This is a genomic window from Candidatus Poriferisocius sp., assembly GCF_965204145.1.
Lineage (GTDB): Bacteria > Actinomycetota > Acidimicrobiia > Acidimicrobiales > Bin134 > Poriferisocius.
Genome location: NZ_OZ241977.1, coordinates 810,563 through 829,547 on the forward strand (window position 1 = coordinate 810,563; position 18,985 = coordinate 829,547).

Below are 18,985 nucleotides of genomic sequence, written 5' to 3' on the forward strand. Positions count from 1 at the left end.
TACATGGGTCTCAGCACGACAAACAGCGGTACATTTAGAGAGCGAGTCGCTGCCTTCCGAGATTTTGGTTTGCTCGCTGGGAGGGGCGGGACGCTCACGATGACTGAGGTGGCCCAGCGGATTGCCCGACCCCTTAGTGACGAGGATGAGTGCAATGCCCTGCAGGAGGCCTTCCTGAATTGTGAGATTTTTGCTCGCCTCTATGAGGATTCCGCAAAGGGCGTTCCACTGAAGCTACAACACTTGGAAGCACGTGCGGTCAGAGATTTCCAGGTTTCCCCCAAGAATGGGAAGAGGTTTATGAGGTCCTTTGTGGACAGCCTGGTAGTAGCAGAACTTGGGGAGGTCAGTGGGGGTGAATCAGTCACCCTGAAAGAAAAGGGTGACTTTAGTATTGGTTCTGAGGATGCGAACGCGGGACTTGAAGGCTCGGCTGACTTAGTGCCTAGTGAATCTGCAAACCCAAACCCTGAACCATCGGCTACCCCTACTCCAGTCAACCCAACTGATCGGTCTATTCGCATTTCCACCCAATCAGAGCCAGCCATTCACCAGGTCTGGGAGACCCAAGATGGACACATTGTGTTTCAGGTTCGGGTGGATGGACCGCTGCCGTCTGACGCGTACACCAGTATCGCGGCAGTGATTACCAGCATCGAGGAACTAGTGAATGTGCTTGGCCCGGATCAGCCAATCGGGCAGGTCGATGAGCCGGAGGACGGGACTGATGGTCCGGAGGAGTGATGACGAGTAAGGAGGCCGAGGAAAACGCACCTTGGCGCGTCCACTTCTTTCGCCGGGAAAGGGGTGGCGATCTATCGGAAGCAGTTCCAGCAATGGGGTTCTTGAAGTCCGTTCCTAGCGGTGTGGCCGCGAAGATCCAGGCGGTCTTGGAGGCTGTCGCCGAAGCGCCCCCACCATCGTTCTCTGGTGGAGGAATGTGGAAGGCGATGCGTGGCGATATGGCAGGTTTCTACGAGGTGTGTGTTCAAGGGTCGGATGCAAACTATCGGTTGCTTTGCCTTCTCGACCGCCACGCTGATGACCTGGGTGGATCATCGATTATCTGCGTCTATGGGTTTTCAAAGCCAAAGCGACAGAGTGCAAGCAGCAGAGATTACAGGCAGGCCAGAAAAAACCGGGAAGAATTCGAACGAACCAGGAATGTGCTTAACTGATTTTGGCGGCACCTAGCCCGGCACCAGTCCCGTGACCGGCTCCCAGTTCAAGCCCAACAGCACAGGCAAGATCAACCACAGTGCCGAATGAGGGGTCGGGTGTTTCGAGCGAGTAGATCTGCCGGATGTCCTCGGGATTGATATTGGCCTGGCAGGCTAGCTCCTCGTAGCTCCAGCCCAACTCATTTCGGCGCTGGTCAATGAGCCGAATGATGGAATCGAACTGGTCATCTCTGTGACGGGCCTGTTCGACTGTGCAGCGATACTCCGGGTCGTCCATGCGCTCTGCGAAATACCGTTCGGCACCGGTGCGTTCCCTGGACATATGGCCACTATAGCGACCCGTCAACCGCGGTAGACAGGCCATTCAACTTTAGAACCGTCAGGAGGGATTGCGGCCGACGCCGATCTGGCGGGCGATGATGTTGCGCTGGATCTCGCTGGAGCCGGCGCCGATGGTGCCGAGGCGGGCATTGCGCCAGTGGAGCTGCATGTTGGAGTCGAGGGTGTAGCCGTAGCCGCCCATCACCTGCATGCCGGTGTAGCTAGCCCGCATCATGGCCTCGCTGATCCAGAGCTTGGCCATTGACACCTCGAGGGCACATTGCTCTCCTGCGGCGATGCGCCGGGCCAAGTCCCAGGTGAGGGTGCGGGCGATGTTCACGTCGACGGCGACATCGGCCAGCATGTGCTGGATGGCCTGGAAGCGCCCGATGGCCTGGCCGAACTGCTCCCGGGTATTGGCGTATTCGATGGCCTCCTCCAAGATGGCCTCCATCGGCCCCAGGTTGATGGGCAGCGAGGAGAACCGCTCCCGCTCAAGGTTGGCCTGAAGATTGCGATGGCCCTGGCCCTCGGTGCCCAAAATGTTGGCGGCCGGTACCCGCACATCGGTGTAGGCGACCATGTTGGTTCCGCTGGCCCGCTCGCCAATGGTCTCGACGGGGGTGATCTCGATGCCGGGGCTCGACAGGTCCACCACGAAGAACGTGATGCCGTCCTGTTTCTTGGGCTCATCGGAGGTTCGGGTGGCCAGCAGCACGTAGTCGGCGTGGCGGGCGAAGGAGTTCCACATCTTGGTGCCGTTCACCACGTACTGGTCGCCGTCGCGCACGGCCCGGCACTTCAGGTTGAAGGCGTCTGATCCGGCGTCGGGCTCGCTGAGCGAGAAGCAGAACTTGTATTGGCCGGAGGCGATTCCGGGGAGGAATCGCTCCCGCTGTTCCTCGGTGCCGTAGATCTGCAAGCCCCCGGAGGCGTGGATGGCCGACCGGTAGACCATGATGGCGAACGACATCATGGCCCGGCTCAGCTCGTGCAGGACGATGGCCACCTCCACGATGCCGCCGCCCTGGCCGCCGTACTGCTCGGGGATGCCCACTCCCATGAACCCGGCGTCGGCGAACCGCTGGTAGGTCTCCAGCGGGGGCTCGCCCTTGATGTCCCACTCCCGGGCGAACCCGTCGGGCATCTCTTTGGCCGCGAACGCCCGCACCGATTCCCGCAGCATCTCCTGTTCGGGAGTGAACTCCATGGGCGCCTCTTTGTGCCGAAGTTGCTCAGCGGCCGCCGATGAGCACGTCGACGGCGGTGACCCCAGAAGTATGCACGATGAGCGGGTTGAATTCGGCCTCGGTGTGGTGGCGGGCGGCGATGTTCCCCAGCCGCACCAGCACCTCGGCGGCGGCGTCCCGGTCGCTAGGGGGGTGGCCCCGGTAGCCGTCCAGCAGCGTTCCGGCCCTGGTGGCGTCCAACAGGGCGTGGGCCTCGGCGGTCCGCAGCGGGGCGGGGGCGATGGCCACGTCGTCGACAAGCTCGGCCAGCACTCCTCCGAGGCCGACCACAACGCAGGGGCCGGCCTCCGGGTCCAGCCTGGTGCCGACGATCAACTCGATGCCGGGGTCGGCCATGGGCTGGGCCACCACCACGGCGTCAGACAGACCCAGTTCCCCGCGGCGGGCTTCCAGCCGCTCAGCCACTGACGCGATGTCGCTGGGCTTCACGTTGAGTTCCACCAGCCCGAGATCAGATTTGTGGTCCAGGCCATCGCCCACCAGCTTGACTGCGGCCGGGCGGTCTTCGGCGTATTCGGCGGGGGCACAGGCCGGGGCGGCGATGTCGGCCAGCAGGTCGTCCAGCGTCTCTTCTGGCCAAGTCCGCGGCTCCTCGCCCGGTGGTCGTGAGTCCGCCCGGTTTTCCCACGCCGCCAGGCAGCGGAACAGCCGATCAGGGGAGCTGAACACCGGGATGCCGGCGTCGGCCAGCTTGGGGTAGTCCACCGGATGCCATCCCGGTGCGCTGAAGACCGCCACTGACGCTCCCCGTTGGGCCTGAGCCACGAGGGCGTCCATTTGCTTGTCGATGATGGCTTCGGGGCCGATCAGCATCCCGTGCACCAGGGCGTCCAAACCGGGGTCGGCACCCATGGCATCGAGGGCAGCGGGCAGCAGATCATGGTCCACCACCGACTGGCCGGTGAGGTCCAGGGGATTGCGGGGCTCGCCCAGCGTCATGCGCTCGGCCAAGGCCGAGTGGACCGCCGGTCCCAAGGGGGGAACATCGAAGCCGTTTTCGCGGGCGGAGTCGGCCAGGATTCCGGCCATGGCCCCCGATGACGACAGCACGCCGATCCGTTGTCCCCAGCGGCCCCGGGCCAGGGGGAGCGCGGCCAGCTCGGCCAAGTCGTGGGCCATGAGAATGCCGTGTCGACGGCAGCGGGCCGCGAACGCGTCGTAGTCGCCCACCAGGGCCCCGATGTGGGTGCGGGCCGCGTCGGCGCCCTCAGGGGAGCGGCCGGCTTTCATCACGTGCACGGGCTTGCCCGCGGCTCGGGCCTCATCGGCCGCGGCGAAGAACCGGTCGGCATCGTGCAGCCCCTCGGCATACACCACGATCTGCTCGGTGCGATCGTCGGTGGCCAAGAACCGGACGTAGTCGCCCACTGTGAGATCGATGCCGTTGCCCACTGCGAACCCCACGGTGAGGCCGAGGCCGTTGGCCAGCAGATGCTGGACCAGCGACGACACCAGAGCGCCGCTCTGCGACACCACACCGAGACTCCCTGCGGGCAGCACGTCGGCCATGGCGTAAGGGGGAAACCCTGCGGGGATCCGGTCGATGCAGTTGATGATGCCGTTGGTGTTGGGTCCGCACACCGCCATGGGTGTATCGCTCAGAAACGCCTTCAGCTCCAGGTCGAGCGGCGATCCGGCCCGGTCTCCCTCGCCGAACCCGCTGCTGAACAAGATGGCAGCCCGGCTGCCGCGGGTCTCGGCTTGGCGGAGCACGTCGATGGCGGCGGCCGCGGGAACCAGCACCAGCACCAGATCGGGGGTGGCCGGGAGGGACTCCAAATTGGGATAGCAGGGCCGCCCTTCCAGCGTGTCGTAGCGGGGGTTGACTAGGTAGAGATCGGCGGGAACATCGTGCTTGAGCAGGTTGCCGAGCGCCCACGATGCCAGCTTGTTGCTCTCCAGCGGGGTTGCCCCCACCAAGGCGATGGACCGGGGCCGCACCAGCGGGGTGAGGTCTTTGGCTGGTGCGCTCATTCAGCCGGAAATGGTCAGGCCGGCTTGACCGGTGCGGACCACCATGAACTCCATGCCCTCGGATCCCGCGGTGAAGCCGTACTCCACGTTGGCGGCCAACAGCAGCGTGTCAGGCGGCTCCACCACAACGCCGCTGTCAAGGGTGGCGCTGCCAGCCAGCACCACCATCAACTCGTCCCGGTCGTGGCTGTGTGGAGGGATCACATAGCCGGGGGCAAGCCGGATGGCGTGGGCGAAGAACGAACCCCGATGCAGCCATGCTTTGTGCAAGCCGGTGTCGTCGGGGTCGGGGTTCTCTCCGGGCTGAAACCACTCCACGTCGCGATATCGGGTGAGGGCCATAGAGAATTCCTAGCATGGCACCGATGCATGTGGTTGTGGCCGGCGCGGGGGGAATCGGCGGCGCCCTCGCGGGCGAAGTGGCCCTTAGCGGTGGCGAGGTCAGCGTGATCGATGCTTGGGCCGAACACGTGGAGGCCATCCGGGCCGATGGTTTGCGCCTGGTGGGCCCAGGTTCGACTGGCGAGCGAACAGCTCGGCTGCCCGCGTGGCACATCGAGGACTGGTCGCGTCTGGCCCCTATCGATGTGTTGGTCATCGCGGTCAAGGCGTTTGACAACCAGTGGCTCGTCCCGCGGTTGGCCCCTCGGCTGGCCGACGGCGCCACCGTGGTCTCGGCCCAGAACGGGGTCAACGAACCCCTGCTGGCCGAGCTGCTGGGTCCAGAGCGGGTGATTGGTGCCGTCGTGCTGTTTCCCGCCGCGGTTGTCGAACCGGGCCAAGTGAGGCTCGACTGGCATCCCGTGCTTCAGATTGGCGAGCTCGATGGAACCCGCACCGACCGGCTGGAGCGGGTGTCGTCGGCGTTGGGGGAGGGGATCGAAACCCCGATGAGCGACAACATCTGGGGGGCTATCTGGTCGAAGCTGGTGATGAATTGCATGAGCAACCCGGTCAATGCGGTACTAGGGGGCCGGGCCCGGGACTGCCGGGAGCAGCCCGCTCCCCGCAGGGTGAGCTTGGCCTGTGGCTCGGAGGCAGTGGCGGTTGGTCAGGCTTCAGGCCACACCATCGAGCCGGTGAGCGGTATAGAAGCCCAGCGCATCCTGACTGGGGGCGCGGGCGGACCAGGGGCCGCCGAGTTGGCCGCCGATTGGGCAGCGACCGCTGCCGAACTGGGTGAGGTCAGGGGTTCGATGCCCACCGACATCGAACAGGGCCGCAAAACCGAGATCGACTCGTTCAGCGGGTTTGTCAGCCAGGAGGGAGTGCGATTGGGCATCCCCACTCCGGCCAATGATGCGGTGCTCAAGATGGTGCAAGAGATCGAGTCCGGACGGAGAGCTTCCGGCCTTCAGAATCTGGATGAGCTGCTGAGGGTGCTGGGCTAGCGGCCCTGCCAGCGGGGAGGGCGCTTCTCAGCGAAGGCCCGGGGGCCCTCTTGGGCGTCGTCGCTGGAGTACACCGGCGCATAGATCTCATCGGCCACGGCCGCCGCTTCAGCGGGTGACAGGCCGGCCGTGGCTCGGATCATCGCCTTGCCGGCGCGGACGGTGAGCGGGGCATTGGCGGCGATTGTTTTGGCGAGCTCGGCCGCGGCCGACTTCAGATCGGCCGCGGGCACAACCTTGTTGACCAGGCCGAGCTCGTAGGCCCGTTGGGCGCTGATGGGTTCGGCGGTGCACAACAGCTCCATGGCCGTCCGGGGTGGGATCAGCCAGCCCAGCTGAGCGGCCCACGGCGAGCCCCGGCCCACCTTGGCCTCGAGGATGCCGAATCGCGCGTGGTCGGCGGCCACGCACAGGTCGCACTGCATGACCAGGTTGAAGCCGAAGGCATAGGCCAAGCCGTTGACCGCGGCGATGACCGGCTTGGTCACCCCGCCTTCGGCCAGGCGGCTCCCGGCGAGGTGGGAGGGCAGGCCCCGCTCGGCCCGGGCGGCCATCTCCTTGAGGTCGGCGCCGGCCGAGAAAGCCGCTTCGCCGGCACCGGTCAGCACGGCCACCGCGATGTCGTCGTCGGACTCCACCCGGTCCCACGCCGCGGCCAGCCCTTCGGTGACTGCCTGGTTGACGGCGTTGCGGGCTTCGGGACGGTTGATCGTCACCCATGCCACCCCGTCGGACACCTCGAACAAAACCGCGTCGGCTCCCGGTTGATCAGCCATTGCGCACCCCCAGGGCCAGATAGTGGTCGTCGGCGTCGTCCAAGTGCTCCAGGGTCCAGCCCCCCTCAGCCAGCAGCGGTCCGATGCGATGGGGGTCGATGTTCATGTCGTGGGCGTGAGCTCCTCGACTTTGATGGCGGGCGGCCAAAGCGAGGCGGCCGATGGGGTGGAAGACGCCCAGCCGGGCACCGGGCCGAGCCACCCGGGACATCTCTCGCAGCGCGCCGACTGGATCGGGCAGGTGGGGAAGCAACCCCGCAGCCAGGATCCCGGCGACGCAGTTGTCCCGCACCGGGAGTCGACCAACGTCGCCCACTGCGCAAACCGATATCGACTGGCGCCCCAGGCGGGCTGCTTCGAGAAGCATGGCCGGGGTGGCATCGATGCCCAGGACTGCGCCTTGGGGTCCCACTGCGGCCCGCAAGGGCACCAGCGCCCGCCCCGATCCGCAACCGGCGTCGATAGCGGCATCGCCGGGGGACAGCCGTAGCTGCTCCACTGCCCAGCTGAACAGAACATCGTCATCGGGATGGCGGTCTTCCCAGCCTTCCGCCCGAGAGGTGAAGAACTCCCGGGTCTGCGCCAAATCCCGCGACAAGTTCACGGGATCAGACCGTATCGGGCAGTTGGCGAACCGATGCGATGAGAGCCGAGAGCTCCGCGGCGGTGGTGGGGCCGGCCATGGAGGCGCACACTGCGCCGGTGTGATCGGCCAGCACGGCCAGGGGGACGGCGTCCACCGCGTAGCGGCGGTGCAGCTCCCCGTGGCGGCGGAACTCCACCTCCTGCACCGCCAGCGAGTCGTCGGCCAGGCTTTCGGCAGCTTTCGCCACCGCGGCACAGGTGGAGCAGGTCTTGGAGGTGAACACGGCCAGCAGCCACTCGGTGCTGGGCTGGGCAAAATCCCAGCGCTCCAGCCTGGTGGGCACCGAATAGGTGGGCGCGGTCGGGGCAGTGGTGCGAAAGCGCCGAACGAGCCAGGTCACCGCCAGCGCCCCGGCTATGACCCCCAGGGCGATCAGGGTGCGGGCCACGTCTCCGAGGCGTCAGATTCCTCTGCTTCGGTTGCCGGCGCGGTGCTTGACATCGCAGCATCGGGCGTGCTCTCCGCGCTGCGGGCCCCCAGTGCGACGCCCACGAGGTCTCGGGGGTCGCCGACGGGGCCTTCTGCCCCCAGCTCCACCAGCCGGCCCACCTCCGCGCCGGAGATGGTCTCGTGCTCCAGCAGCGCCCGGGCCACCAGGTCCAAGCCGTTGCGGTGCTGCGAGAGCACCTCTCGGCAGCGGCTTTCCTGGGCCCGCAAGATCTCCGCGACCTCTTCGTCGATCACCCGAGCGGTCTCGTCGCTGTACTCCCTGTTCGTCATCAGGTCGTCGCCCAAGAACACCTGGCCGGCACTGCGCCAGGCCATCGGACCGATTCGGTTGCTCATGCCCCATTCCCGCACCATGCGGCGGGCGAACTCGGTGGCGCCGGCCAAGTCGTCGGCTGCGCCGCTGGACGACACGCCGAACACCAGTTCCTCGGCGATGCGCCCTCCCATGCGCATGACCAGCATGTCCTCCAGGTAGTCGCGTCGCAGGGTGTGGCGATCTTCCTCGGGAAGGGTCATGGTCACGCCCAGGGCCATGCCCCGGGGGATGATGGTCACCTTGTGCAGCGGGTCGGCCTTGGGCAGAACCGCCGCGCACACGGCGTGGCCGGCCTCGTGGTAGGCGGTGATCTGCCGCTCTTCCTCCGAAAGGGCCATGGACTCCCGCCGCTGTCCCATCAGCACCCGGTCGCGGGCGTTCTCGAAGTGGATCATGCGGATCTGCTCGGAGTCGCCCCGAACCGCGAACAGCGCGGCCTCGTTCACCAGGTTGGCCAAATCCGCGCCGCTCATCCCCGGCGTCCCCCGGGCGATCATCGGGAGGTCCACATCGGCGGCGATCTTCTTGGACCGGACGTGGACGTTGAGAATCTGAAGGCGGTCGTCGGCCTCGGGCAGCGGGACCACCACCTGGCGGTCGAACCGTCCGGGCCGCAGCAGCGCGGGATCCAGGATGTCGGGCCGGTTGGTGGCGGCCATCATCACGATCCCCTCGGTGGCCTCGAACCCGTCCATCTCGGCCAGCATCTGGTTGAGGGTCTGCTCCCGCTCGTCGTGGCCCCCGCCCAAGCCGGCGCCCCGCTTGCGGCCGATGGAGTCGATCTCGTCGATGAAGATGATGGCCCGCCCCATCTTGCGGGCCGACTGGAACAGGTCCCTCACCCGGCTGGCGCCCACGCCGACGAACATCTCCATGAAGTCCGACCCCGTGACCGACAGGAACGGCACTCCGGCCTCGCCGGCCACCGCCCGGGCGATGAGCGTCTTGCCGGTGCCCGGCGGGCCCACCAGCAGCACGCCTTTGGGGATGCGGGCGCCGATCTGGGCGAACTTGTCGGGGTGCTTGAGGAAGTCGACAACTTCGACGATCTCCTTTTTGACCCCTCCGTAGCCGGCCACGTCTTCGAAGGTGGTTCCGGGCCGCTCGGTGGTGTAGGTCTTGGCCTTGGAGCGGCCGATGGACATGATCCCGCTCATCTGCCCCTGGGCCCGGCGCTGGATCCACCAGAAGAACAAGATGAGCAACCCCACCGGGATCAGCAAGGGCAAGAGGCTGACCCAGAAGCTGTCGCGGGGGGTATGGAACTTGAAGGTGGGGATGGAGGTCCGCAAGCTCTGTTCGACCTGCTCGCCCAGCGGGTTCGGCCCAGTGGTATGGAATTTCGAGCCGTCGGCCAACGTTCCCTTGATGTCGCCGGTGTTGTTGTTGTACTCCGCTTCCTCGATTTGGTTGTCCTGGGCAGTTGCGACGAAGGCCGCGAACGAGATCTCCTCGCCCTTGTCCTCGCTGCGGAACACGTTGGAGAACAACAGGGCGGCCAGCATTCCCAGCACCACGAACCACACCCAGCGGGGCATGCGGCCCTGCGTGGTCGGCTGCTGACCCGGCCCGCTCTCGGGGTCTCGCCGCTCAGGCGGCGGGGGAGGCGGCGGCGGGGGCGAGGCCATTGGACAATTCTACGAGTGGTCGGCGACAAAGTCACCATTACGCTGCGGTCCAGTGGCAGCAGCTGAGCGGACAAGAGCACGAGAGATCCGGTGGGGTCTGCCCGATGTGTTCATCGGGGTGGTGGTTTCCTGGGTGGCCGCGGTGGTGGTTTTTTTCGTTGTGCTGGCCGCAGTCGGGCTGGATGCCGGGGGTGAGACCGGCACCGGGTCGTATGTGGGGCGCTACGGGCTGAGCGATGCCATGAGCCAGGAGCGCAGCGATCCGGGGCTTCCCCTTTGGACTCTGCCAGTGGGCCAGATCGGGCTGTGGGGCGGGTTCGCCCTGACCGCGTTGGTGGCCGGCACCCTGCGGGGAACCGGTGTGCGGCGCGACTTCGGCTTGTCTTTCAGGGCATCGGATGCGCCCATCGGGCTGTTGGTCGGCGTGTTCGCCCAGATCGCAGTGGTCTGGCTCATCTACGCGCCGTTCCAGCAGTTCTTCGACTTCGATGTGAGCGAGGCTGCCCGCGAGATAACCGACCGGGCCGCCACCGGCGGCGACATCGCGCTGGTGATGCTGGGTGTGGTGGTGGGGGCGCCCATATTCGAGGAGCTCTTCTTCCGCGGTCTGGTCTTGCGGGCTTTCGAGCGGAAATGGGGAGCGGTGGTGGGGGTGCTGGCCTCCTCGGCACTGTTCGGCGCAGTACACCTCCAACTCCTCCAATTTCCCGCGCTGATGGCCTTCGGCATCATCGCGGCGGTGCTGGTGAGGCGCTACAAGCGACTGGGACCGGCCATCTGGGCCCATGTCGGCTTCAACCTGGTCGCGGTGATCAACCTGATCTGGCTGGCTTGAGCGGGAATTGGCCTAACTTGAAGTTGTGAGCGCACCGGGTGTTCTGTCGGGGGCGATCCAGCCCTACGCATGGGGGTCGCGGGAGGTGCTGTCCCGGATCATGGGCGTGCCGCCCACCGGCGAGCCCCAGGCCGAGCTATGGCTGGGGGCTCATCCCCAGGCGCCATCGGTTCTGCTGCGAAGCGGGATAGACCGTCCGCTCAATCAGGTAATCGCCGACGACCCGATTGGCGAGCTGGGAGCCGATGTCGTCCAGACCTTCGGCGGGGAGCTGCCGTTTCTGCTGAAGATACTGGCCGTGGACCAGCCGCTCTCGCTCCAGACCCACCCAACCCGCAGCCAGGCCCAAGCAGGGTTCGATTCGGAAAATGAGCAGGGCATCGCCTTGGACTCCGAGCGTCGGCTGTATCGCGACCGAAACCACAAGCCGGAGCTGATCTGCGCGCTGGAGCCGTTCACCGCCCTGTGCGGGCTTCGGCCGCCGGACTCCGCCGCGGCTCTGTTCGAATCGCTGGAAGTCGCCGCTTTGGACCCGGCCATCAGCCTCTTGCGGGCAGGCGAGATTGCTCCAGCGCTTCGATGGCTGCTGGACCACACGCCCGAGTCGGGTTCGATCATCGCCCAGCAGGTGGTTTCGGCCTGCTCGAAGCCGGGTCCGTATTCCGAGGAGCGGCGGTGGGCGGTGTACATCGGAGAACAGCATCCTGGAGACATCGGAGTGGCGATCGCCCTGATGCTGAACCTGGTCAGCCTCAAGCCGGGACAAGCCCTCTTCTTGGGGGCCGGCAACCTGCACGTGTACCTGCACGGGGCGGCCGTGGAGATCATGGCCAACAGCGACAACGTGTTGAGGGGCGGCCTCACCGTCAAGCACGTGGATGCTCCCGCCCTGTTGGACGTGGTGGACTGCCGACCTCATGAGGTGCCGGTCCAGACCCCCACCGGCCCGTGTTTCACCTTTCAGGCACCGGTTCCCGATTTCAGGCTCACCCGACTGGAGTTGGCCGGCTCGCGGCGGTTCGCTCCCGGGGGTCCGGAGATCGTGCTGTGCGCATCGGGGCGCGTGAGGGTGGCGGGCCACGAGATCACCGGCGGCCAAGCAGTCTGGGCGCCGGCGGAAGCAGGGGAATTCGAGATGTCGGGAACCGGCCTGGTGTTCCGCGCCGCCACCGGTGCTTAGAAGCTGATGGGGAAAGTGCTAGGGATCGCGGCGTTGAGTGAGTAAAACTGTGGCTATGGCGCTGGATCCCCGACTGCTTGAGATTCTGGCCTGCCCCGACGATAAGGGGCCGCTGCTGTATTTCCCCGACGAGGACTCGCTTTACAACCCGCGTCTGCACCGCCGGTACGCGGTGGAGGACGACATCCCCAACATGCTCATCGACGAGGCCGAGACCGTGGACGACGCGGAACACGAGCGATTGACGGCCAAAGCCGAGTCGGAGTCCATTCCCTTCACGTTTGCCCCGTGAGGGACCGGGCGGGTTTTCAGAAGCGGTCAAGCTCATGAGCGAGCGGGTGGACACGCTGGGCATGTGGCCGGCGGTCAATCGACTGCCCGAGCAGATGCTCGATGCGCTGGACCGCTCCAAGGACCTGAAAGGGCTGCCCGACCGGTCGGAGATCGCCAACGTGCTGGTGTTGGGCATGGGCCCGGGCGGATTCGCCGGCGACTTGCTGGCGGTGGCCGCGGGGCCGTTCATGCCCCTGCCCATTGTGGTGGTCAAGAGCTACCAGCCCCCCTCGTACGTGGACGAGCAGACCCTGGTGTTCGCTCTCTCCGCCAGCGGCGACACCCCTGAGATCGTCCAGGCGGCGGCCCAGGCAGCCGAGGCCGGCGGGCGGGTCGTGGCGGTGACCGGCGGCGGCCAACTGGCCCAGATGGCCACCGCCTGGGGGGCACCGCTGGTGGAAGTGGACCGCATGCTGTATCTGCCCCGGGCCGGGCTAGGCGTTCTCACCGTTGCCCCGATGATCATCCTCGAGCAGATAGGGCTGTTTCCAGGAGCCGCGCAGTGGGTGCGATATGCGGTGGACCAGATCCGCAGCCGGCGCGACACGGCTCGGGAGCCGGCTGCCGACCTGTCCCGAAGCCTCGCGGGCACCGTGCCGCTGATCTACGGCGGGGGAGGGCTCGGGTCGGTGGCCGCAAGGCACTGGAAGAACATGATCAACACCAGCGCCAAGGCCCCGGCGTTCAGCGCCGGCGTGCCCGACCTGCTGCACAACGAAATCGCCGGGTGGGGCCAGCACGGCGACCTGACCCGGCAGGTGTTCAGCATGGTGCTGCTGCGCCACGACCACGAGCACCCCGAAGTGATGCGGGGCTTCGAAATCCTGATCGACTTGATGGACGAGGTCGTAGGCTCGATCCATACCGTGGAGGCGGCCGGAGAGGGTCCGGTGGCCCAGATTTTCGATCTGATGTACCAGGGATCGATGACCTCGTTGGAGATGGCGGCTGCGGTGGGCCTCGATCCCGGACCGGTGCCGGCCATCATGGCTGCCCGACAGGTGCTGGCGGGCCGCCGCCGATAACAATTTGGTCGGGAACCCCCAATACAGAAAGCGATGGTTGCAGTGACCGTTGAGCACGATTTCAAAGTGGCCGATCTGGCTCTGGCGGAAGCCGGGCGCAAAGAGGTCCGCCTCGCCGAGCACGAGATGCCCGGACTCATGGCACTGCGGGCTCAGCACTTTGACGCCCAGCCCCTGGCCGGGGCCCGCATCACCGGCTCCCTCCACATGACCGTGCAGACCGCAGTGCTCATCGAGACCCTCACCGCGCTGGGCGCCGAAGTGCGCTGGGCGTCGTGCAACATCTTCTCCACCCAAGATCCCGCCGCGGCCGCGGTGGCCGTCGGCCCCGCTGGCACGCCGGATGACCCCCAAGGGGTCCCGGTGTACGCCTGGAAGGGCGAGACCCTGGAGGAGTACTGGTGGTGTACCGACCAGGTGCTGCGCTGGCCCGACGGCGGGGGGCCGAACCTCATTCTGGACGACGGCGGCGACGCCACCCTTTTGGTGCACATGGGCGCCGATGCCGAGGCGGCGGGCAGCGCCGGAGACCCCGATGAGGCCGACTCTGAGGACCTGGCCGAGATCCGCCGCCTGCTGGGAAGCTCGCTGGCCGACGACCCCGGCCGGTGGACCGCCATCGCCAAGGGGGTCCGCGGGGTGTCGGAGGAGACCACCACCGGCGTCCACCGGCTCTACCGGATGAAGGCCGACGGCACGCTGCGGTTCCCGGCCATCGACGTCAACAATTCGGTGACCAAGTCGAAGTTCGACAATCTCTACGGCTGCCGGCACTCGCTGATCGACGGCATCAACAGGGGCACCGACATGATGATCGGCGGCAAGACGGCCGTGGTATGCGGCTACGGCGACGTGGGAAAGGGCTGCGCCCAGTCACTGCGGGGCCAGGGCGCCCGGGTGGTGGTTACCGAAGTGGATCCCATCTGCGCGCTGCAAGCGGCCATGGAGGGCTTCGAAGTCCAACGGCTGGAGGACGTTCTGGAGACCGCGGACTTGTTCATCACCGCCACCGGCTGCAAGGACGTGATCAGCGCCGAGCACCTGGGGCGGATGAAGCATCAGGCGGTGGTGGGCAACATCGGCCACTTCGACAACGAGATCGACATGGCCGGGCTCAACGCCCTGTCCGATGTGCAGCGCATCAACATCAAGCCCCAGGTGGACGAATACGTCTTTCCCGACGGCCATTCGGTGATCATCTTGTCGGAGGGGCGCCTGCTGAACCTGGGCAACGCCACCGGCCACCCCAGCTTCGTGATGTCGTGCAGCTTCACCAACCAGGTGCTGGCCCAGATGGAGTTGCACGCCAACGCCGAGGCCTACGGGACCGACGTGACCACGCTGCCCAAGGAACTGGACGAGATGGTGGCCCGCCTGCACCTCGACGCCCTCAGGGTGCGCCTCACCGCGTTGACCCCGGCCCAGGCCGACTATATGGGGGTGTCGGCCGACGGGCCGTTCAAGGCCGACCACTACCGGTACTGATCCGTTTGGATTGAACGATGGCATCGCCGCTGCTAGAGGGTTCCCCCATTCCGCCCACCATCGAGTGGATGGGCGAACACATCCGGCTCATCGACCAGCGCAAGCTGCCCGATGAACTCGTGCTGGTCGACGTGTACAGCGTCGAGCAGCTGTGCGAACTGATCGTCGAGCTGGCCATCAGGGGCGCGCCCGCGTTGGGCGCGGCCGGGGCGATGGGCATCGCGCTGGCCTCGGTGCAAGGCCGAGACACGGCAGAAGCAGGCTTGCTGCTCAAGGCCACCCGGCCCACCGCGGTGAATCTGGCCTGGGGGGTGGACCGGGCGCTGGCCGCGGCCGACCCCGTGGCCGAGGCGGTGCGGATCGCCGCCGACGACGTGGCCGTCAACCAGGCCATCGGGGCCCACGGCACCGCGGTGGTGCCCGACGGCGCCCGGGTGCTGACCCACTGCAACACCGGATCGCTGGCCTGCGTGGGGTGGGGGACCGCCCTGGGGGTTATCCGGTCGGCGCACGACGCCGGCAGGCAGCCGTCGGTGTGGGTGGACGAGACCCGCCCCGTGCTTCAGGGCGCCCGGCTCACCGCCTGGGAGCTTCAGCAGCTCGGCATCCCCGCCACACTGGTGGTGGACTCCATGGCCGGCTCGCTGATGGCCGCCGGCGAGGTGGACCTGGCCATCGTGGGCGCCGACCGCATCGCGGCCAACGGCGACGTGGCCAACAAGATCGGCACCTACTCGCTGGCGGTGCTGGCCCAGTACCACGACGTCCCCTTCTATGTGGCCGCGCCCACCTCCACCATCGACCCGGCCACCCCGTCGGGGTCGGACATCGTGGTGGAGCAGCGCCCCGGCGCCGAAGTGGCCGAGGTGGGCGGAGTGCGGCTCGCCCCCGAGGGCATGGCCGCTCAGAACTGGGCCTTCGACGTCACCCCCGCCGAACTGGTCACCGGCTACATCACCGAAGAGGGCATCAGCGACCGGATCGAGTGACCGCCGACAATGGGCAATGGTATGGGGTTTCCTTGCCCTGAATGCGTCCCAAAGGTATATTGAAAAAGCAATTACAGTTCTAAATCTGTATTACTTTTGGCGTATAGAAAGGATAGGACGTATGTCTGACGATATGAAGAAGGATGAGGTCGCTGAGTCCGGTAAGCCGCTGACGGAGGAAGAACTCCAAGCTGTGGTTGGCGGTACCGATTTCATCAACCTCGACCCCAACGATCCGAGCGACGACAACCCGACTCCGCCGGCCCCTGATCCCCCTCCATTTCCTAACGACATCACGTCCTAGCGTCTCTCTTTATCTGAGTTGGCGCTGGACCAGTCGGCGGAACGTGCCCTCAGCGGCGTACAGCTCGTCGAAAGTGCCCTGCTGGACTACGCGTCCGGCGTCCAAGACGTAGATTCGCTCTGCCTTGCGGATGGTGGACAGGCGGTGGGCGATGACGATCCGGGTGGCAGCCAGGCTCTCGATACCGCGCATCACTTGGGCTTGGCTGCGGGCGTCTAGCCAGCTTGTGGCCTCGTCAAGCAGCACGACCCGCGGGTTGCGCACGAGTGCGGCCGCGATGCGGATTCTCTGAATCTGTCCACCGGAGAACAACGATGAGCTGTCGCCGACAACGGTGAGCATCTCCATCGGCATCTCCGCGATGTCGCGATCAACGTCGGCCAGCCGCGCCGCGTTCCAAGCGTCGTCGATGGTGAGTTCCTCGCTCACACCGATGATGTTGTCGAGCAGGGTGCCGGGCTGAAGCATGCCGTCCTGCATGACAACTCCGATCTGACGGCGAACAGAGCGGCGGTCGAGCTTGGCGAGGTCGTGCCCGTCGTAGTACACGCCGCCGACGGAGGGCTCCTCAAGGCCGAGGGCGAGTCGCATGAGCGTGCTCTTGCCGGCGCCCGACTCGCCGACGATGGCAACGAACTCACCAGGACGGGCATGGATAGAGACGTTGTCGATGATCGGGGGGCCGTCCTCGAGGTAGCGGAAGCCGACGTGGTCGAAGTGGACCTCGCCCCCGAGCACGATGGGCTCAACCCCTTCCTGGCGGCTCTCGGGGAGTGCCTCGAGGATCGGTTTCACCTGCTCGTAGCCGGGGAGGACGGCGGCAATGGCCCCGATGCTGCGCCCGAGCCCGATGACCGCGGCGAAAAAGACCATGGAGACGGCGTACACGACGAGGAAGTCGCTCAAGGCGAAATGCTCGGGACCCCGGGCGAGCACCACTCCGAAGAGGGCCGCGCCGAGCAGGGCGGGGAGAGCAGCGCTGAACGAGACGAGGTGCTCGTTCAGGCGCGAGATCTGGATGCCGGCAACGTGCTGGGCACGGTAGCCGCGGGCCCACGAGGCGAAGGCGGAGGCCTCCGCGCCGGCGACGCGGAGCTTGCTCATACCGATGATGAACTGGAGGAGTTCGCCAGAGAGGCGGCGGGCAGCCTCGTAGCGACGCCGCTGGGGTTCAATCTGGCGGATGCCGAGGGCGGTGGTCACGGCCAGAGCGAAAAGTGCCACGGCCAGGCTCACCAGCGCGAGGTACACGTCATAAATGAAGAGAATCGCCAGGGTGGGAAGGAGAAAGGCGAAGGCGAGCAGCGCGCCAGCCACAACTCCAGAGAGCTGGTCGCGCAGAGCTTGGAAGATCGACATGCGCGCCGCCAGGTCGCCGGCGGTGAAGTTGCGGAAAAATCCGGCTGGCAGGGTGAGAAGACGGTCCCAGGTCGCCGCGCTGAGGCGCGATCCGGAGCGGCCCTCGAAGCGCATCAGGGCGGTGCCCTGGAGCATCCGGAGCAGCACGCCGACAGCCGCGAAGGCGCCGAGCGCGATGACGACTTGTGCGAGCATGCCGCTCGCGGCAAACGGAAGCACCTGGTCGGCCAGCAGCCCTATCGCGATGGCGGGTGCCTGGGTGAGCAGGCCGGCCAGGAGTCCGGCGATGATGATTCGGCTGAAGTCTGAGGCCGCGCCTCTGCGGGCCAGACGGAATACGTCGCGGGCTCCCACGGGCCTTGCCGGAGGCAAGACCGGGTAGAACACCCAGGCGTCGGGGGCCAGGTCGCGGGCTCGCGCCGCGTTCAGCCGTACCCTGCGGCCCGAGACGGCTTCGACGGCGCGGTAGCGGCCGCCGAGTCCGGGAACGAGGGCCACCGGGTGCCCATCGTGTGAGTTGAAGCCGAGCATGGCGCCGCTGTCGCCGAGCCACCAGCGGTCTTCATGAGACAGATGCACTTTGCGGGCCCGGATCCCCGAGAAGTCGAGTATCTCGCGGAAAGTGGGCTCTGCATAGCGCTGGCCGCCGCCGGGAGGATGGCGGAAGTCGATGCCCTCGTGCTGGCCGACGACTCGGAGTGCCGCAACCAGTTCAGAGCCGCCGGTTTCGGTGCTGGGGAGCGTCCGTTCGAGGACGTTGAACAAGTCCTCGCGGGCGCGTTGGTGGTCACGCCGCCGATGCTCGGAGCGCTCGACCTGTTCATTGACCTCGTCGGCCAGCAAGAGCATGCGGTTGAGATGCTCGGCGCTGAGGGCGAGGGTGTGGAAATCGTCGAGGGCATCGAAGAGAGCTCCCCTCTCAAGCAGATCCATCGAGGACAGCCCGTCCACGCGTCCCGCCGAACCGAGGGTGAGCCAGGTGTCGGAGGTGAGGGGCATGAGCCCGGTGCCACCCTCCACAGGCTCCTCGGTGCCGAGGAATGCGGGCCTGCCGTCGGTGGCGGACACCCAGACCACTCTGCCGCCGCGGGCCGAGAGCACATCTGCCGTCTCGACTTCGAGCGCTTCGCCCGCGTCGGCAGCGCCGAGGAGCATGTCGGACTGGGGGCGGGGCTTGATCTGGGCCGCCACCGTGGAGGCGAACGCGGTGAGCCACTCGTCGACCTGCGCGGCGAGTTCATCGCCGTCGGCGTGCTCGGTCAGCGCGCTGACCGCGACACGGTAAAGACTCGTGTCCGGCAGTCCCTTGGCCACCGTGGCCAGGGGGGGGGGTTTGTCGCCGACGCCGAAGATGAGGCGTCCCTCACCGGCCCGCAGCAGGTGCTTGGAGCTGGAGACCGCCTCGCCGTCTACGTGCTCCACGAGGAACACATCGACGGTGCCGCTCTCGACATACCAAGCGACCTCTGGGTCGTCGAGGCGGATGGGACGGTTGCCGGCGACGGCGACAGGCTCGCCGAGGTCGGATGCCACGAGGGCAAG

General features: G+C 66.6%; 19 protein-coding genes. 10 read left to right on the plus strand and 9 right to left on the minus strand.

The genetic code is table 11. The features are described 5' to 3' along the window. Positions 1-99 precede the first annotated feature (99 nt). Together ACOGI7_RS03555 and ACOGI7_RS03560 are read left to right on the plus strand one after the other, a co-directional pair. On the plus strand, positions 100-744 hold the full coding sequence (locus ACOGI7_RS03555; RefSeq protein WP_419850546.1) for a hypothetical protein: 645 nt from the start codon (positions 100-102) through the stop codon (positions 742-744). Continuing rightward, positions 744-1,178, plus strand: a complete 435-nt coding sequence (locus tag ACOGI7_RS03560) for a hypothetical protein (protein ID WP_419850547.1) — start codon at positions 744-746, stop codon at positions 1,176-1,178. Before ACOGI7_RS03555 ends, ACOGI7_RS03560 begins: the two co-directional genes overlap by 1 nt. Here ACOGI7_RS03560 and ACOGI7_RS03565 read toward each other — a convergent pair. The 4 genes from ACOGI7_RS03565 to ACOGI7_RS03580 form a co-directional block, all read right to left on the minus strand. After that, on the minus strand, positions 1,171-1,458 hold the full coding sequence (locus ACOGI7_RS03565; RefSeq protein WP_419850548.1) for a helix-turn-helix domain-containing protein: 288 nt from the start codon (positions 1,456-1,458) through the stop codon (positions 1,171-1,173). The two genes, ACOGI7_RS03560 and ACOGI7_RS03565, sit on opposite strands and share 8 nt — an antisense overlap. Positions 1,459-1,560: 102 nt before the next feature. After that, complete coding sequence (locus ACOGI7_RS03570) at positions 1,561-2,712, minus strand: acyl-CoA dehydrogenase family protein (protein WP_419850549.1); 1,152 nt, start codon at positions 2,710-2,712, stop codon at positions 1,561-1,563. A 25-nt stretch (positions 2,713-2,737) separates the two neighbouring features. Beyond that, on the minus strand, positions 2,738-4,726 hold the full coding sequence (locus ACOGI7_RS03575) for an acetate--CoA ligase family protein (RefSeq protein WP_419850550.1): 1,989 nt from the start codon (positions 4,724-4,726) through the stop codon (positions 2,738-2,740). Beyond that, positions 4,727-5,068, minus strand: a complete 342-nt coding sequence (locus ACOGI7_RS03580; protein WP_419850551.1) for a cupin domain-containing protein — start codon at positions 5,066-5,068, stop codon at positions 4,727-4,729. A gap of 14 nt (positions 5,069-5,082) precedes the next feature. Here ACOGI7_RS03580 and ACOGI7_RS03585 point away from each other — a divergent pair, with 14 nt between their 5' ends. Further along, the gene (locus ACOGI7_RS03585; protein ID WP_419850552.1) at positions 5,083-6,117 is read left to right on the plus strand and encodes a ketopantoate reductase family protein; all 1,035 of its coding nucleotides are present in this window, start codon (positions 5,083-5,085) and stop codon (positions 6,115-6,117) included. Here the strand turns inward: ACOGI7_RS03585 and ACOGI7_RS03590 are convergent. The 4 genes from ACOGI7_RS03590 to ftsH are packed head-to-tail and all read right to left on the minus strand — an operon-like array spanning position 6,114 to position 9,933. Next, a complete protein-coding gene (locus ACOGI7_RS03590) occupies positions 6,114-6,893 on the minus strand; it encodes an enoyl-CoA hydratase-related protein (RefSeq protein ID WP_419850553.1) in 780 nt (259 codons plus the stop codon). The genes ACOGI7_RS03585 and ACOGI7_RS03590 overlap by 4 nt on opposite strands. Next, on the minus strand, positions 6,886-7,497 hold the full coding sequence (locus ACOGI7_RS03595) for a class I SAM-dependent methyltransferase (protein ID WP_419850554.1): 612 nt from the start codon (positions 7,495-7,497) through the stop codon (positions 6,886-6,888). Before ACOGI7_RS03595 ends, ACOGI7_RS03590 begins: the two co-directional genes overlap by 8 nt. A 4-nt stretch (positions 7,498-7,501) precedes the next feature. Further along, on the minus strand, positions 7,502-7,927 hold the full coding sequence (locus ACOGI7_RS03600) for a hypothetical protein (RefSeq protein WP_419850555.1): 426 nt from the start codon (positions 7,925-7,927) through the stop codon (positions 7,502-7,504). Beyond that, positions 7,912-9,933, minus strand: coding sequence for an ATP-dependent zinc metalloprotease FtsH (gene ftsH / locus ACOGI7_RS03605; protein WP_419850556.1), 2,022 nt, complete (start codon positions 9,931-9,933; stop codon positions 7,912-7,914). The genes ACOGI7_RS03600 and ftsH overlap by 16 nt, the downstream gene beginning before the upstream one ends. Before the next feature lie 52 nt (positions 9,934-9,985). Between ftsH and ACOGI7_RS03610 the strand changes: the two genes are divergently transcribed. The 7 genes from ACOGI7_RS03610 to ACOGI7_RS03640 all read left to right on the plus strand — a co-directional run bounded on the left by ACOGI7_RS03610 (position 9,986) and on the right by ACOGI7_RS03640 (position 16,084). Beyond that, positions 9,986-10,768, plus strand: coding sequence for a CPBP family intramembrane glutamic endopeptidase (locus ACOGI7_RS03610; RefSeq protein WP_419850557.1), 783 nt, complete (start codon positions 9,986-9,988; stop codon positions 10,766-10,768). Positions 10,769-10,793: 25 nt separating this feature from the next. After that, entirely contained in the window at positions 10,794-11,948 is a 1,155-nt protein-coding gene (gene manA, locus ACOGI7_RS03615) for a mannose-6-phosphate isomerase, class I (RefSeq protein ID WP_419850558.1), read from the plus strand. A gap of 55 nt (positions 11,949-12,003) precedes the next feature. Next, a complete protein-coding gene (locus tag ACOGI7_RS03620) occupies positions 12,004-12,240 on the plus strand; it encodes a Trm112 family protein (protein ID WP_419850559.1) in 237 nt (78 codons plus the stop codon). A gap of 34 nt (positions 12,241-12,274) precedes the next feature. Then, positions 12,275-13,306 carry an SIS domain-containing protein gene (locus ACOGI7_RS03625; protein WP_419850560.1) on the plus strand — a complete coding sequence of 344 codons (1,032 nt, stop codon included), beginning with the start codon at positions 12,275-12,277 and terminating at the stop codon, positions 13,304-13,306. A gap of 33 nt (positions 13,307-13,339) precedes the next feature. Continuing rightward, entirely contained in the window at positions 13,340-14,791 is a 1,452-nt protein-coding gene (ahcY, locus tag ACOGI7_RS03630) for an adenosylhomocysteinase (protein ID WP_419850561.1), read from the plus strand. Positions 14,792-14,808: 17 nt separating this feature from the next. Then, the gene (mtnA, locus tag ACOGI7_RS03635) at positions 14,809-15,780 is read left to right on the plus strand and encodes an S-methyl-5-thioribose-1-phosphate isomerase (protein ID WP_419850562.1); all 972 of its coding nucleotides are present in this window, start codon (positions 14,809-14,811) and stop codon (positions 15,778-15,780) included. A gap of 121 nt (positions 15,781-15,901) precedes the next feature. Next, on the plus strand, positions 15,902-16,084 hold the full coding sequence (locus tag ACOGI7_RS03640; RefSeq protein ID WP_419850563.1) for a bacteriocin: 183 nt from the start codon (positions 15,902-15,904) through the stop codon (positions 16,082-16,084). A 9-nt stretch (positions 16,085-16,093) separates the two neighbouring features. Here the strand turns inward: ACOGI7_RS03640 and ACOGI7_RS03645 are convergent, their stop codons facing one another. Beyond that, on the minus strand, positions 16,094-18,976 hold the full coding sequence (locus ACOGI7_RS03645; protein WP_419850564.1) for an NHLP bacteriocin export ABC transporter permease/ATPase subunit: 2,883 nt from the start codon (positions 18,974-18,976) through the stop codon (positions 16,094-16,096). Between the last annotated feature and the right edge of the window lie 9 nt (positions 18,977-18,985).

Bases quoted from the DNA above. Each gene is read 5' to 3' on its own strand.
- ACOGI7_RS03625 (WP_419850560.1), top strand. From the start codon at position 12,275: ATGAGCGAGCGGGTGGACACGCTGGGCATGTGGCCGGCGGTCAATCGA.
- ACOGI7_RS03580 (WP_419850551.1), bottom strand. From the start codon at position 5,068: ATGGCCCTCACCCGATATCGCGACGTGGAGTGGTTTCAGCCCGGAGAG.
- ahcY (WP_419850561.1), top strand. From the start codon at position 13,340: ATGGTTGCAGTGACCGTTGAGCACGATTTCAAAGTGGCCGATCTGGCT.
- ACOGI7_RS03640 (WP_419850563.1), top strand. From the start codon at position 15,902: ATGTCTGACGATATGAAGAAGGATGAGGTCGCTGAGTCCGGTAAGCCG.
- mtnA (WP_419850562.1), top strand. From the start codon at position 14,809: ATGGCATCGCCGCTGCTAGAGGGTTCCCCCATTCCGCCCACCATCGAG.
- ACOGI7_RS03570 (WP_419850549.1), bottom strand. From the start codon at position 2,712: ATGGAGTTCACTCCCGAACAGGAGATGCTGCGGGAATCGGTGCGGGCG.
- ACOGI7_RS03585 (WP_419850552.1), top strand. From the start codon at position 5,083: ATGGCACCGATGCATGTGGTTGTGGCCGGCGCGGGGGGAATCGGCGGC.
- ACOGI7_RS03575 (WP_419850550.1), bottom strand. From the start codon at position 4,726: ATGAGCGCACCAGCCAAAGACCTCACCCCGCTGGTGCGGCCCCGGTCC.
- ACOGI7_RS03565 (WP_419850548.1), bottom strand. From the start codon at position 1,458: ATGGACGACCCGGAGTATCGCTGCACAGTCGAACAGGCCCGTCACAGA.
- ACOGI7_RS03590 (WP_419850553.1), bottom strand. From the start codon at position 6,893: ATGGCTGATCAACCGGGAGCCGACGCGGTTTTGTTCGAGGTGTCCGAC.
- ACOGI7_RS03555 (WP_419850546.1), top strand. From the start codon at position 100: ATGACTGAGGTGGCCCAGCGGATTGCCCGACCCCTTAGTGACGAGGAT.
- ACOGI7_RS03560 (WP_419850547.1), top strand. From the start codon at position 744: ATGACGAGTAAGGAGGCCGAGGAAAACGCACCTTGGCGCGTCCACTTC.
- ACOGI7_RS03620 (WP_419850559.1), top strand. From the start codon at position 12,004: ATGGCGCTGGATCCCCGACTGCTTGAGATTCTGGCCTGCCCCGACGAT.
- ftsH (WP_419850556.1), bottom strand. From the start codon at position 9,933: ATGGCCTCGCCCCCGCCGCCGCCTCCCCCGCCGCCTGAGCGGCGAGAC.